The 15,169-nt window shown below is 28.2% G+C and carries 8 protein-coding genes; 7 read left to right on the top strand and 1 reads right to left on the bottom strand.

What is annotated here, in order from left to right:
* Window positions 1-332 precede the first annotated feature (332 nt).
* A complete protein-coding gene (locus B2W91_RS09980) occupies window positions 333-917 on the bottom strand; it encodes a TetR/AcrR family transcriptional regulator (RefSeq protein WP_291580439.1) in 585 nt (194 codons plus the stop codon).
* A gap of 206 nt (window positions 918-1,123) precedes the next feature.
* On the opposite strand from B2W91_RS09980, the gene B2W91_RS09975 reads away from it, so the two are divergent.
* The 7 genes from B2W91_RS09975 (at window position 1,124) to B2W91_RS09950 (ending at window position 15,146) form a co-directional block, all read left to right on the top strand.
* On the top strand, window positions 1,124-3,775 hold the full coding sequence (locus B2W91_RS09975) for a cation-translocating P-type ATPase (RefSeq protein ID WP_291580438.1): 2,652 nt from the start codon (window positions 1,124-1,126) through the stop codon (window positions 3,773-3,775).
* 787 nt (window positions 3,776-4,562) lie between these two features.
* Window positions 4,563-5,390 (top strand): hypothetical protein, encoded by an 828-nt coding sequence (locus B2W91_RS09970; RefSeq protein ID WP_291580437.1) that lies wholly within the window; start codon window positions 4,563-4,565, stop codon window positions 5,388-5,390.
* A gap of 188 nt (window positions 5,391-5,578) precedes the next feature.
* Window positions 5,579-9,235: a hypothetical protein gene (locus B2W91_RS20915; RefSeq protein WP_349680802.1), complete on the top strand. Its 3,657-nt coding sequence runs from the start codon at window positions 5,579-5,581 to the stop codon at window positions 9,233-9,235.
* Between the two features lie 640 nt (window positions 9,236-9,875).
* Window positions 9,876-10,799 (top strand): class I SAM-dependent methyltransferase, encoded by a 924-nt coding sequence (locus B2W91_RS09965; RefSeq protein WP_291580436.1) that lies wholly within the window; start codon window positions 9,876-9,878, stop codon window positions 10,797-10,799.
* 737 nt (window positions 10,800-11,536) lie between these two features.
* Complete coding sequence (locus B2W91_RS09960; protein WP_291580435.1) at window positions 11,537-13,327, top strand: ABC transporter ATP-binding protein; 1,791 nt, start codon at window positions 11,537-11,539, stop codon at window positions 13,325-13,327.
* Window positions 13,324-14,448: a hypothetical protein gene (locus tag B2W91_RS09955; RefSeq protein WP_291580434.1), complete on the top strand. Its 1,125-nt coding sequence runs from the start codon at window positions 13,324-13,326 to the stop codon at window positions 14,446-14,448. Before B2W91_RS09960 ends, B2W91_RS09955 begins: the two co-directional genes overlap by 4 nt.
* On the top strand, window positions 14,439-15,146 hold the full coding sequence (locus tag B2W91_RS09950) for an ATP-binding cassette domain-containing protein (RefSeq protein ID WP_291580433.1): 708 nt from the start codon (window positions 14,439-14,441) through the stop codon (window positions 15,144-15,146). Before B2W91_RS09955 ends, B2W91_RS09950 begins: the two co-directional genes overlap by 10 nt.
* The last annotated feature ends 23 nt before the right edge of the window (window positions 15,147-15,169 follow it).

Raw genomic sequence — 15,169 nt, 5'->3', positions numbered from 1 at the left:
AATTTAGGATGAAATTCACTAAAGGTGAATTTCTTAAAATAAAATTTACTTTAATAAAACTCCAAAGGCTTTGGCGGTGGAGTTTTAACCATAATTCTTCATCCTTCATTCTTAATTTTTTATTCGTAGAAAAGAATTTTTGTCATGGAAATTAAAATCATGCATAAGTTAAATCTTCATTAAGGAACCCTATAATATAAGCCCTATAAAATAGAACTAAAAATCTATTCTATAGGGTTTTTAGATGAAAACAAGATAAGTTATATTTTAAATATTTTTATGTATGTATACTAATAAAATATAAAGAATTTAGGGATACTTATATTGATAGTTTAATTAGGATTGTCAAAGTACAAATGTAAATCAGTAACTTTGTCGATTTCAAAAGTTAATTCGTCTATGGTTTTAGGGTTATCATCCTTAAGCCATCTAATCACAATTGAAATGAAGGCACCAGAAAAAAATTCTGATAAAAAGTCTGAACTAACAATAAATTTATTTCCGTTTTTTTCGCAAGCATCTAACATCAATAAATACTGTGGTACAGTGAGGTCGTGTAATGTACCTAGCATTAATCTAGTATCATGTGATGAAAGGAGACCTTTGAAAAAATTTCTATTTTTATTGATATAAGATAGGATTACATGTATAGCCTCGCCTTTACTAAAGTCGGAAATTAACTGCTCTGAAGCTATTATTTCTTTTTTCATGTAATATATGGTAAAGCATAAAAGATGATATTTATCTTCAAAATGATTATAAAAAGTTGCTCTACTTACCATGGCTTTATTGCAAAGATCATTTACAGTAATCTTATCTAATTCTTTTTCTTCTACTAAGGTAATTAGTGCTTCATGTAATCTAAGGTGGGATTTGGTTATTTTTACATTGTTAAGTTTATCAAAATAATTGTACATTTTTCACCTTCTTGTAAAATTTTTTACAGATTTAAAATTCTGTATATTGAACAGAATAATTAATTATAATACTATTAAAAATATCAAAAATGCTAAATTTATTTAATAGTTATATATAGTATATTAAAATCTAGATTTTTTATCAATAAAACTATTTTTACCGACAGAAAACTATTTCTGAGCCGCAAAAGAAAGGAGCGTTTCCGATGAATTACACAAAAGATTTAGATAAAATCTATGAAAATCTTAATACTAATCCGAAAAGAGGATTAGATGATAATCAAGTAGAAATTGCTAAAGAAGAATATGGATATAATAAATTTACAGAAAAAAAACCTATAAGATTTATAACAAGAGTTATTTTGCATCTAAAGGATTTTATGATAATAATGCTAATTTTTGCATCAGCACTGTCCTTTTTCTTAGCTTCAAAGGGTGATGGTAGCTATGTAGAAGGCGCTTTAATTCTAATAATAGTATTAATCAACGCTTTATTAGGTGCTGTACAAGAAAAAAATGCTGAAGCAGCGCTTGATTCCTTAAAGGATATAAATGCGCACTATTCCAAAGTTATTAGAAATGGTAATATAATTGAAATAAAATCAGTACTTATAGTTCCAGGTGATATTGTTGTCCTTGAATCTGGTGATTCCATATCAGCTGATGGACGAATTATTGAAAGTACTAACTTAAAAGTTGAAGAATCACCTTTAACTGGAGAAAGTATACCAGTAGAAAAAAGTGCTACTGCTATAGTAAAAGAAAATGCTCCTATTGGAGATAGATTTAATATGGTCTATTCAGGTTGCGTTGTTACCTATGGAAGAGGTAAAGTTGTTGTTACTGAAACAGGTATGGATACTGAAATGGGTAAAGTAGCATCTCTTTTAAATAATGAAAAAACTAAAAGAACTCCCTTACAAGAAAAATTTTTGCGTTTAGGTAAAACCATTACTATTGGCGCAATTATCGCCTGTACCATTTTGTTTTTCATTGGGATATATCACGGAGAGAGTCCGTCAGAAATGTTTATTTCTGCTATTTCATTAGCTGTAGCAGCTATACCAGAGTCGCTAACAGGTGTTGTAACAGTATCTTTGGCCCTTGGTGTAACTAAAATGGTAGAAAAACATGCTATTATACGTAGATTGCCTGCAGTTGAGACTTTGGGAAGTGCGTCAATAATTTGCTCTGATAAAACAGGGACATTAACTCAAAATAAAATGACAGTAAAAAGTGTATGGCATCATGGAAATGAAATTGTAGACACAACAAACTCTATAACTGAAGAAGCTTTAGATGTATTAAAGCTTGGCACATTATGCTGTAATGGAAAAGTAGATATAGTAAATGGAGCAGAAAAGCACATTGGTGATCCTACAGAAACTGCTATAATTGCAGCTTTTCAAAAAAATGGATTATCTAAGGATGAATTAGATAATGAAATCCCAAGAATTCATGAGCTTCCTTTTGATTCTGAAAGAAAGTTAATGACAACAGTTCACGATATTCGAAATAGTAATCTGAGTGATAAAGGCAATTATTGCGTAATAGTTAAAGGTGCCTTCGATGTACTAATTCCAAAATGTATAGAAGGAGATTTTGAGCATGCTAAAACTGCAAATGATAAATTTGCCAAATCTGCATTAAGAGTAATTGCAATAGCTTACAAATTTTATACTGAGTTGCCAGAGGAATTAACTAATGAGGTTTTAGAAAATAACTTATCCTTATTAGGTCTCATTGGAATGATTGATCCACCTAGAGAAGAGGCGAAATCTTCTGTAGAAAAAGCTAAAGAGGCTGGAATAAGAACTATTATGATAACAGGAGACCACATCTTAACTGCAACGGCAATAGCTAAAGAACTTGGAATATTAGAGAATAATGATGAAGCAATAACTGGTGAAATGTTAAACACTCTAAGTGATGACGAATTTTCAAAAAAAATTAGAAAATATTCAGTTTATGCTAGGGTAAGTCCTGAGGATAAAATAAGAATTGTAAAGGCATGGCAAAGTCACGGTGAAGTTGTTGTAATGACCGGTGACGGTGTTAATGATTCACCAGCATTAAAAGCTGCTGATATAGGTTGTGCAATGGGCATAACAGGTACAGATGTAGCTAAAGATGCTTCAGATATGATTTTAACTGATGATAATTTTTCAACTATAATAGATGCAGTAGAAGAAGGAAGAAGCATTTATGATAATATTAGAAAAACTGTAGAATTCTTTTTAAGCTGTAATGTGGCTGAGGTTATTATAGTATTCCTTTCATTCTTAGTGGGATGGGGCTCACCTATTTTAGCCATACAATTATTATTAATAAATGTAGTGGCTGATGCACTTCCTGCATTTGGTTTGAGCAAAGAAAAAGCTGATAATGATATAATGGCTAGAAAGCCTATAGACAGAAATAAAAGCATACTAGCAGATAAAGTTGGAATTAAAATAATTCTGCAGGCTATAATGTTTGCTATATTAACCCTATATGCCTATTACATTGGAGACTTTGTAAAAATTTCAGATACAATATTGCCATCAAAAGAGGTTGGTATTACAATGTGCTTCTTAGTTATGGCTTTCTCATCAATAGTTCATGTATTCAACTGTAGAAGTAAATACTCACTATTTAAAATTAAATTTAGCTCTAATATGGCAGTTTTAAAAGGAGTTGCAGGATCTATGGTAATTATGTTCATGATTTGCTTCATACCACCACTAGCAAATTTATTTAGCGTAGTTCCTTTATCTTGGAATCATTGGATACTTGTAACAGTATTATCTATAGCTCCTTTAATAATAGTTGAAATAGCAAAATATTTTGTGCATAGAGGTAAAGTATATAAAGAGTAAAGTGCTACAAATTAATGAGAATAGCTTTAACTTTTAATAACAGTATAAAATAGTATTCTACTACCTCTGGGGAACAGTAGTGAAGCCCTGGAAGGGTTCCCCTGAGGTACAGTATAGTTCGCAGCAATACCTATTTACTTAACTAAAATAATAGAATAATTAATACAATTAAAGTATTAGAATAAACTAAATATAAATAAAAAAAGACAATGAAGAAAGCTTTTATAGCTAAATAACTTCATGGTCTTTTTTATTTTATAAAGTAGATAAATGATAAGTTAAATTAAAAAAATGTTGATAATTTATATGTTTTTTCAAAAAGTAAAAAATATGTTGGAATATTTGGGGGAATTAGGAAGGTATATTTACAATTTTGTAGAATACAAAGCTAAGTGTGTTATTAAAAAATATAATAATACAGGCTAGAAGTAAAACTTTAGTATTGCAGTTCTATAGATATATAGAAAATTTATAATATAGTTTATTGTGTGCAGTTGATAATATCTATATTGGGAAGCTGGGATGATTAGAGAAAATATAAATGCTGAATAAAGTTTAGAATATGATACAGTAAACTTTACTATAAGTAACAATATTTTTTATCAAGATTGCTGTAAGACTAAAATTTAGCTTTATGCAAAAATAATCTGTATACTTTACTATGCTTAGTAAAGTGAATAATTTAAAAATACCAAGCAATTTAACAATTATTTTTTAAAATTTAGAAAAATAATTGAAATTAAATCTATTATTAAAACTTTAAAAATAAAAAAGGAGATGATTATCTTTGTCTAGAATGAGCCATGCTAGGTATCGAAATCTTGAAGAACCTGTGAGTGCCATTGAAATTGATGAGAATTATGATTCATACACTGATGAAGATCGAAGGCATTTTAAATGTATATTTTGTAATTCGCGAGTTCAATTCTCAAGAGGTAAGTCACATGATGATCCACATTTCAAAAACTGGCCAAATACAAATCATAAAAACGATTGCTGTGTTCCTAATGCGGAAAAGCAAAAGAATACTTTTAAAGGTGATATTGATCTAGAAGTACTTGTTTCTACAATACTACCAAGGTCAATGAGACTAAATCATCCACAGACTTCTCCTTCTGTTTCAAGAGACAAGAGAGCAAAAACATATGGAGGAAAAACGATTCAGAAATTTATTTATCAAATTAAGAATCTCTTAGATTCTAAGAATAAATTTAACATTAAACCTGAATATGAAGATTTGAAATTATTAGTTGAAGATGGAACACAAATTAGTATAAAAGATATAATTAAAACTCAAGATGAGATAATTGATATAATAGATCAAAATGGTGGTAATGAAGCTATATGTATCATTAAAGGTACCATTAGTAAACTTATAGAGAAAGATGGTAATTATATAATACCTATGACCAAGGGGAAAAATCCAGAGTATAAAAATTCTAAGAATTTTAATTTATTTATAAATTATAAGTATGTTGAAAAAAATGCTAACTCATTAGATAAAATAAAGAATTCACTTATAATATGTTATGGTATCGCTGAAAAAACTCAATATGGTTACCAAATGGAGCTATACTCGATAAAAAATCAAGTAGAAGTACTTATGCATTTCTAAAGAAATTAAAAGTCGACATTTCGAGAAGAAGATTTTAAATAATGAAGTAAAATATTCTATGGCGGTGTGAAGTAATATTAGAAAAATAATGATATGTTCTATAGATTATTAAAAATGAAATTATATAATCTTTCAAAATGATAAAATATATGAGATATAGTTATTTTAAGAATTAATGGAGGATAAAAATGAGCCAAATACACTTTGAAAAACTTACTCCAGTTAAAGATGCAGAACTTAAAATATACAGCGATGCGTTGGACTTTGTATTTCAAAATAATGATATTAGAAATATTGCTATTTCCGGTGCTTATAGTGCTGGAAAAAGTAGCATTATTGAGTCATATAAAGAAAAGCATAAAGAACTAGATTTTGTACATATTTCACTTGCCAATTTTGAAACCGCTGAACAACAAAACTCTAAAATTGAGAATAATAGTAAAGATCCAAATTATGATGATGCGGAGGCCAAAGAAAATAGTAATACTTCTTTTGTTAAAGAATCAATATTAGAGGGAAAAATACTAAACCAACTGCTGCACCAAATTGATGTATCGAAAATACCTCAAACAAATTTTAGAGTTAAACAAAAAATATCAGATAAGAACATTTTTAAGATAACTATAATAACAATGATTTTTTTGCTTTGTTCTTTTCATATTTGTTTCTATTCTGAATGGGGCAACTTGGCAAATAGTCTATCGCAAATTAAGTTTTTAAAATTTCTTAAACTAACAACAAAAAGTATCAGCTTGTTATTTAGTGGATTAATTGTTATTGCAATAGTTAGTGCATCGCTTTATAGTTTAATAAAAACACAGAAAAATAAAAGTTTATTTAAGCGTTTTTCTGTCCAAGGAAATGAAATAGAGATATTTGAAAAAAATGATGAATCATATTTTGATAAATATCTAAATGAAGTACTATATCTTTTTGATAATGCAGATGCTGATGTTATTGTATTTGAAGATATGGATAGATATAATGTAAATCAAATTTTTCAACGCTTGCGTGAAGTAAATACACTTATTAATTCAAAACGTGCAAAAGAAAATAAAAAGCCATTACGTTTTTTCTATTTGCTTAGAGATGATATTTTTATATCTAAAGATCGTACTAAATTCTTTGATTTTATTATGCCAATTGTACCTGTAATAGATAGTTCTAACTCTTATGATCAATTTATTTCGCATTTAAAAAAAGGAGAAGTTTTTGGAAAATTTGATGAGCATTTTTTACAGGGCATTTCCCTTTATGTTGATGATATGAGAATTCTAAAAAATATATATAATGAATTTATGATATATTACAATAGAATTGGAACAACTGAGCAAGATTACAACAAACTTCTTGCAATGGTTGTTTACAAGAATATATTTCCACGTGATTTTAGTGAAACTCAGTTAAATAAGGGATTCGTTTCTACACTATTTAATAGTAAAGATGAAATCATTGAAGATGAGATTGACAAAATTAATGAACAAATTAAGCAAATAAGGCAAAAAGTTGAATTATGTGATAAGGAATATTTACATAACATTGATGAGCTAAACAGTACTTACAAAAGAACTAATTATTATGGTGATTCTTATATTGATACTAGCAATAATGAGTATATTGATAGAAAAGAAAGAATTGAGCTAATTCAAAATAAGCAAATAGATTCTTTAAAAAGTGAAATTCCAGAGTTGGAAACTCAAAAATTAGCTTTAAAAAATCGAAGGGTAAGAAACATAGTTACTAGAGAAAATATAGATATCATATTTAATATAAACTATAAGAATTTTCTTAATGAAGAAAATAACTTCAAAGAGATTAAATCAAGTCACTATTTTGATTTAATTAAGTATTTGATACGAAATGGATATATTGATGAAACTTATGAAGATTATATGACCTACTTTTACCCTAATAGTCTAACAACAAATGATAAAATGTTTTTGCGTAGTGTTACTGATAAGAAAGCAAAAGATTGGTCTTATAAGATTGATAATCCTAAGTTAGTACTTTCGATGCTGAGGGAAGTAGACTTTGACGAAATTGAAAGTTTAAATTTCACTNNTTTCACTTTATTTAATTACATTTTAGACACTTCAAATGATAACAAACAGTATTTAATCAGATTTATCGAGCAATTAAAAAATATAAAACACTTTATATTTATGGAAGGATATTTTAATATTGCGAAAGATCCGATTTTATACGTTAAAACAATAAATCATTATTGGCCGTTATTTTTAACTGATATTGCTGAACGCTCAGAGTTCTCTTATGAACAGAAAAAAGAATATACTGCATTGACACTGTATTATTGCAATAGCGAGGATATAGATTTAGTGAATACTAATAATTTTTTATCTGAAATTATATCTTCAGATCCTCATTTTTTAGATGTTGAGAATCCTAAAGTAGAAAAACTTATAGATGAGTTTCTACGGTTATCCATCAAATTTAAAAGCTTAGATTATGAAAAATCGCATAAGGATTTATTTAATGCTATTTATCAAAATAAATTATATGAATTTACATTTGAAAATATTTCTATGATGTTAAAACAAATTTATAATGTACAAAGTGAAAATGACATTCGGAATAAAAACTACTCACTTGTAATAGCAGATAAAACATCAAAACTTTTTGAATACGTGAATGAGAATATTGGCCAATACATGGCAATTATAATAGATAATTGTGATGGTATTATAACTGATACTCCGCAAGCAGTGTTGCAAATTATAAATAATATAGATATTGAACTTTCTAAGAAAAAGGATTATGTAGAATATTTACAAACACAGTTAGAATGGCTTGAGACTGTTCATGAAAAAAGTTTATGGGATTTGATTTTACAAAAGAAATTAGTGCAATACTCTGAAGGCAATATTTTACAGTACTATTTCAAAAGTGGTAAGGGATTAAGCGAAGATTTAGTTCGTTTTATTAATAGCGATACTAAAATTCTTAGATTTTCTTTAGAGAATGTTGATGAAAGCTTTGGAGAAAAATCTGCATCGCTATTATTTGATGATGTAATTATTTGTAAAACACTTATTAATGATAAGTATAGAAATATTCTTGCAGAGCTTAAGTATGTGTATACAGAATTCACTATTGAAGAGATACCTGAGGAGAAAGTAAGCATTTTAATAGAATTAGGTGTTATTGAAATGACAGCTGAAAATGTTAGACTTATGCGTAAATCTTATAAATCTCAATTTATATATTTTATAGAGTATAATATTTCTGAATATATAGCAGATGTAATTGAGAATGAACATATTTCTTATAATGAATTGCTTTGTATTTTAGCTCTAAATATAGATGATAATTTTAAAGTTGATTTGATTTCACATACTAATAAATCTATCCAAGTTATATCTAAAAATTATTCAGATGATGTAAAAAAATATATATTACAGCATAATTTTGATGTATCAGAATTATTATCTTTAACAGATAGTTATGAAAATCAAAGTAATACTATTAAAGAAGTTCTAAATGAGTTATGTGAGAAATATCTTGATTATATTATTGGAGAAAATCTTGAGTTATCAATGGAATTATTTGAATTTTTACTTTTAAGAGGAGATATATCGATTGAAAATAAACTTATTCTTTTAACAACTCAGATGAATAAGCTTTCAAAATCAGAATGTGAAAACTATATCAAAATGATTGGTTCCAAAGAACATAATAAGTTGTTTGGTACTGGCAGACCTAAGCTTGAAATCAACGAAATTAATAAACAATTACTTCAAAAATTCAAAAATAAGTGTTGGATTTCAGATTTTTATGAAGGTGGCGAATTTTATAAAGTTAGTCGCAGAAACCTGCAAATACATTAGACATAACTCTGCTTTGATAATGGTATTGATATAATTTAAGTAAGATGATTTGAATTTAAAATTCTACATAAACTATATGCTTCAACTGTCGTAATTTTATCGTCATCATAAGATTTATTTCTTAGTTGCATAATAATTCTCATTATCTATATAATTAAAAGAAAAATAACAAGCATTATAGTAGAACTATTTACGAATATACTCTCATTTAAGAGATTCTCAGCATTAAATAATAAATAAAATATGACTTTAAATAAATTTTATTAAATATATCTATATATGATAAGGGGAAGAAAAAATATAGACAAACATAAAAGTAGCCAACAAAGTTACTATTAAATGACTTATTGGTTGCTCTTCTATTTGTATTAGAGCAATTTTATAGCTCATTAGCAAATTGTCCATATAAAGTGATTAGTGATTTAGTTATATAGTTAATTATAGAATATAAAAAAAAGCTATGAAGTAGAGTTAAGATAACTAAGCTTCATGGCTTTTGTATTTTAGATTTTAAACATTGACAATTTTAACTTTAAATGATATATTCCTATAAATAACTATAATATATTATTATATCATATAATAATATATTTGTCAATAGTTATTTAAAAAATATTTTAAATTTAAAGGAGTGTATTTTATGGAAGTTAACAAAGCAAGCCTTACGGCTATTGTATCAGGATTTGGACGAGCATATCATTGGCTAAATGATGAGCCAAAAATATTTAATGATTATTTAGCTGAAAAAATGATTACACATGAGGAGCTTAAAAATATTTCTAAGAACATGATAGAAGGGATTAAGTTTTTTGATCCTGAAGATGAAGATGTATATAAGAGCGAAGAATCCATGCTTAAATGGATTGTACAAACACAAATATCGTCAACACCTTTAGCAAGAAGTAGATACACAGAGGATATGTTAGAAAATGCTATTAAAATGGGTGTAAAGCAATATGTTATTCTTGGGGCAGGTTTTGATACTTTTGCTTTTAGAAAACCTGAGTTGTTAAAGAAAATAAAAATTTTTGAAATTGATCATCCTGCTACTCAAGAATTAAAATTAAAAAGAATTAAAGATTTAGGCTGGGAGATAAGTCCTTCACTTAAATTTGTGCCCGTAGATTTTTCAAAAGATGATCTTAAAAAAGCATTATTGGACTCAGGATTTGATTCAAATAATCTTAGCTTTTTTAGCTGGTTAGGAGTCACATATTATTTAAGTAGAGAAGAAATAATTAATATGTTTAAAAGTATTTCTAGTATTGCATGTAAAGGCAGCTCATTAGTATTTGATTATCCAGATGAGGATATTTTCAATAGTGAAAGAACCACAAATCGTGTCCAAGCAATGATTAAAATGGCTGAAGCAGCTGGTGAACCTATGAAAACAGCATATTCATATTTAGAGCTAGAAAGTGATTTAGATAAAGCAGGATTATTGATTTATGAGCATCTTACTCCAAGAGATATTGAAGAAAAATATTTTAAAGGACGAGATGATTATTATCATGCTTTTGAAAATATAAACTATGCTTTGACAGTGGTGGATAAAAAGTTCTAACAATTAAATGGGGACGGTTCATAATAATATTTAAAATTAGATAATATTCATAGAGGACCAATTTTAAATGTAATCTATATCTGAAAATAAGTACTTAACTTAATTCAATTCGCAATTATTGATATGTCCAGTTTCCACTAAGAAATTTAGAATTTATTCTGTAGCGGCGAACAGTGTTCGCCATAATCACTAGTAATTTTATATTGCTAGTCAAAAATATGTTTAAAGAAATTAATTTGTTTAGAAATAATTTCTACCTTAATTGTGAACTCTCAATTGATAAAACCCAGGGGTGAAGTATGATATGGTACTATATCTGCGATATTAAAAACAGTACTTCAATTATACTGATTATCTCCGCAATTCTAATTTAAGCTCATTGGCGTTAGTTCCGAACTATATTGCACCCCAGGGGAACCCTTGCGGGCTTCGCGCTGTTCCCCTGAGGTGAATAACTGGCAAAGTGTGAATTATGCTCAATGTTAAGAGAAATATAGTCATCTGAAAATATAATATATTTGATTGTTGTATGAGAATAATACAGTAATACTAATTTATATTTTATGGAATAATTGTTATTATATATGATATAATGTAATTATTTGGAATGTGGTGAAAAATTTTTATGTTAAATGGAGGCATAGGAAGGGGTAGTATTTCAAGAGAATATTATATGCAAACAACAAAATAATCTTAAAATTAAAAGACAATTATGCTAATAAAGGGGGATTAGAGAGGTGGAGAAGGAAAAGTATACTGTGGAGGATATCATAAAAATTCCTTTCAGCTGTGATTTTAGGTACGCTTTAGTTATAATGTTTCAAAAAATTCTGCAAGGATTAGTGCCAACCATGCAGGTAATAGCAACAGCTAAGTTTTTAGATGTGGCTATGGCAATAGTTAATGGAAAAGCTGATTACAATGAAATTTTCTTACCATTAACTTTAGTGATAATATTTATTGCTTATAATTGGATTTCATCACAGCTTATAAAACTAGTTGAGGTAAAGCTAGAGATAAAACTCAGGGAAAAATTTAGAGTTTTTATTACAGAAAAAAGAGCAAAACTAAAATATAAACATATTGAAAATAAAGATACCTGGGATCTAATATCGAGAGTTGCAAAGGACCCAGAAGTACAATGTGCAAATGCATATAAAAGTTTGCTAGATATGGCAGGGCTTATTATCAGAATATTAGGAATACTGCTTGTGCTCATTACTCAAGTTTGGTGGTCAGCTGTAATTATATTAGCAGTATCCATACCACTATTTGCATTGGCATTAAAAAGCGGTAAGGCAAACTATGAGGTAAATAGGGAAGTATCAAAGTATAGAAGAAAATATGAATATCTTAAAGAGGTTATCACTGGAAGAGAAGCTGCTGATGAAAGAGCACTATTTAGTTATACAGATGAAATGAATAAAAAATGGTGGCAGGAATATGAGCGTGGAAGAAAAATTGAGTATAAAACCAACGTAAAATGGTATATAAAGATGAAAATGGGAAGCGTAATTACTGCACTTATATCTATATTAATAGTAATAGTTCTTATAAATCCAGTAAAGCAAGGTCTGCTAACTATAGGAATGTTTATATCTGTTGTTAATGGAGTTTTTTCTTTAGTTCAAATGATGTCTTGGCAGCTTGCATATTATACACAAGAACTAGCTACTAATAAAGAGCGCCTAAATGATTTAACAGATTTTATTAATTTAGAAGAGAGGGAAGGTGCAATTGATAAGCCAGATGAAAGTGGAATAAAATTAAACTCATTGGAGTTTAAAAATGTATCTTTTAAATATCCAGGCACCGATAATTATATTTTGAAAAACATTTCTTTTAATATAGAAGAAGGAAAGCATTATGCTTTTGTTGGAGTTAATGGGTCAGGAAAAACTACTATTACTAAGCTTATTACTGGATTATATGAAGAATTTGAAGGGAAAATTTTAATAAATGGAGTAAATATTAAAGAATATAGTCATAGTAAGTTAAAATCTTTATGTTCTGTAGTATATCAAGATTTTGCAAAATATTTTATAACTTTAAAGGACAATATTGCTTTAGGGCATATCAGAAAGATGGACAATGATCTTAGTAATGAAGATATAAATAAGATAGTAAACATTATAGATTTAGCAGATGTTATAGAGAAACTTCCAAATGGCTTAAATTCTTATTTAGGTAAAATAAAAAGTGATGGATTAGATGTTTCTGGAGGACAATGGCAGCGTATAGGTATGGCAAGGTCCATTATAAGTGATGCACCATTAAGAATATTAGACGAACCTACAGCAGCTCTAGATCCAATAAGCGAAAGTAATATATATGAGAAATTTGAAGAAATAAGCAGAGGCGGAACTACAATTTTCATAAGTCATAGACTTGGGTCAACGAAACTTGCTAATGAGATCTTTGTTATAGAAAATGGGGCTATAGTAGAAAAAGGTTCTCATGATGAGCTTATGGAGATTAACGGCACTTATGCAGACATGTATGAAAGCCAAAGGAGTTGGTATCTATGATAAAGGAAAATGAGAATAGTGATATATCAGTTTTTAAGATAATTAGAAGAATTCTTCCAATAGTTTTAACAGCTTCAACTATATATTTCTTATTGTATAGTTTAATAGGAATTATCCATGGAACTTCTATTGGAGCTATAACCTTTATGACTCAAAAATTTTTTGACTCTGTTACAAAAGGAATATCAATTGGAGGAAATGATTCTAAAATAATATTAATGGCAATTGCTTTAGGGTTAACTGTAGTAGGCTCTCAAGTATTGAATGGAATTCATAATTTTATGGGAGACAATATTAGTAAAAAAATATATGGTCAAATGGGCAAAAAGCTAAATGAAAAATTTGGGAAAATATATCCTGTGGATTTTGAAAATCCCAAATTCTTAGACGATATAAGTAAAGCTGATGAAGGAATGCTCAACAGTATTTACTTAATTTTGTTAGCTTCAACTATTTTTACTTTCTATCTTCCTTATTTTATATTTATGGGAGTATATCTTTACAAGCTAAAGCCTATTTTAATTGTATCTTTAATATTAATATTTGTACCAGTAGCTTTAACTCAATTTATAAGAGTTAAAATTTTTGGAAAGCTTGCAGATGATTCTGCTCCTATAAGAAGGGAATACGAATATTATGAAAGATGCATGGTAGATAGAGAATATTATAAGGAAACCAGGCTTTTAGGAGCTTTTGAGTACTTCAAAAATCGTTATATATCTTCATTAAGACTTTTGAACAGTAAAATATGGAAAGCGGAAAGAAATTCTGTACTTATGGAATTAAGTATGAAGATAATAACTATTTTAGGGTATATGGGAGTTCTTTACTTATTATTTGATGCATTACTTAAAGGGGAAATAACAGTAGGAGCTTTTGGTGCAGTATTTTCATCTATAGGGATGATGTTTAATGTAATGGAAGAAATAATATGCCGTCATATAGGTGAGATGACTAGAAATTTAGGTACTGTAAGAAACTTTGTAAGATTTCTTGAAATTCCTGAAAGAGGCGGAGAAGACATAGAAATTAAAGGAACACCAGATATATCTATTAATATGTGTCTTTTGCTTATCCAGGAGCAAATAAAAAATCTTTATCTGATATATCTTTGCAAGTAAAAGCTGGAGAAACTATTGCTATTGTTGGAGAAAATGGGGCAGGAAAAACTACTTTAGTTAAACTTATGACAGGAATATATTTACCTACAGAAGGTGGTGTGAAAATTGGAGGAATAGATACCTCTAAAATATCACCAAAATTTTTATACAGTGGAATATCAGGAGTGTTTCAAAAATATCAAAGATATAAGATTACTCTTAAGGAGAATATAACCATAAGCTCTATGAAAGAAAGTGAAGATGAGAAACTTAAAGCGGATTTAGAAACGGCAGTATCGAAATCAGATTTAATTATTGATGAGGAAAAGTTCCCTAATGGATATGAAACTATGCTCTCTAGGGAATTTGATGGAGTAGATTTATCTGGTGGACAATGGCAGAGAATATCTATAGCAAGAGGATTTTATCGTGATCATAATATGATAGTTCTCGATGAGCCTACAGCAGCTATAGACCCTGTTGAAGAAACTAAAATATATAAGAAGTTTGCTGAAATGTCAGAAGGAAAAACTTCTATTATTGTTACTCATAGATTAGGTTCAGCAAAAATAGCTAATAGAATAATAGTTATGGATGATGGAAAAATAGCTGAAATAGGAAATCATGAAGAGTTAATGGAGAAAAAGGGTAAATATGCACAAATGTATGAAGCACAAAGTAAATGGTATGATAAAGAGAAAATAGCATTAGGAACATAAATTAAATTTATGGATAAAAAATA

The organism is Clostridium sp. UBA6640 (assembly GCF_002455975.1).
GTDB lineage: Bacteria > Bacillota > Clostridia > Clostridiales > Clostridiaceae > Clostridium_J.
Note: the sequence above shows the minus strand (reverse complement) of the source record. Positions and strands in the feature narration are given on the sequence as shown.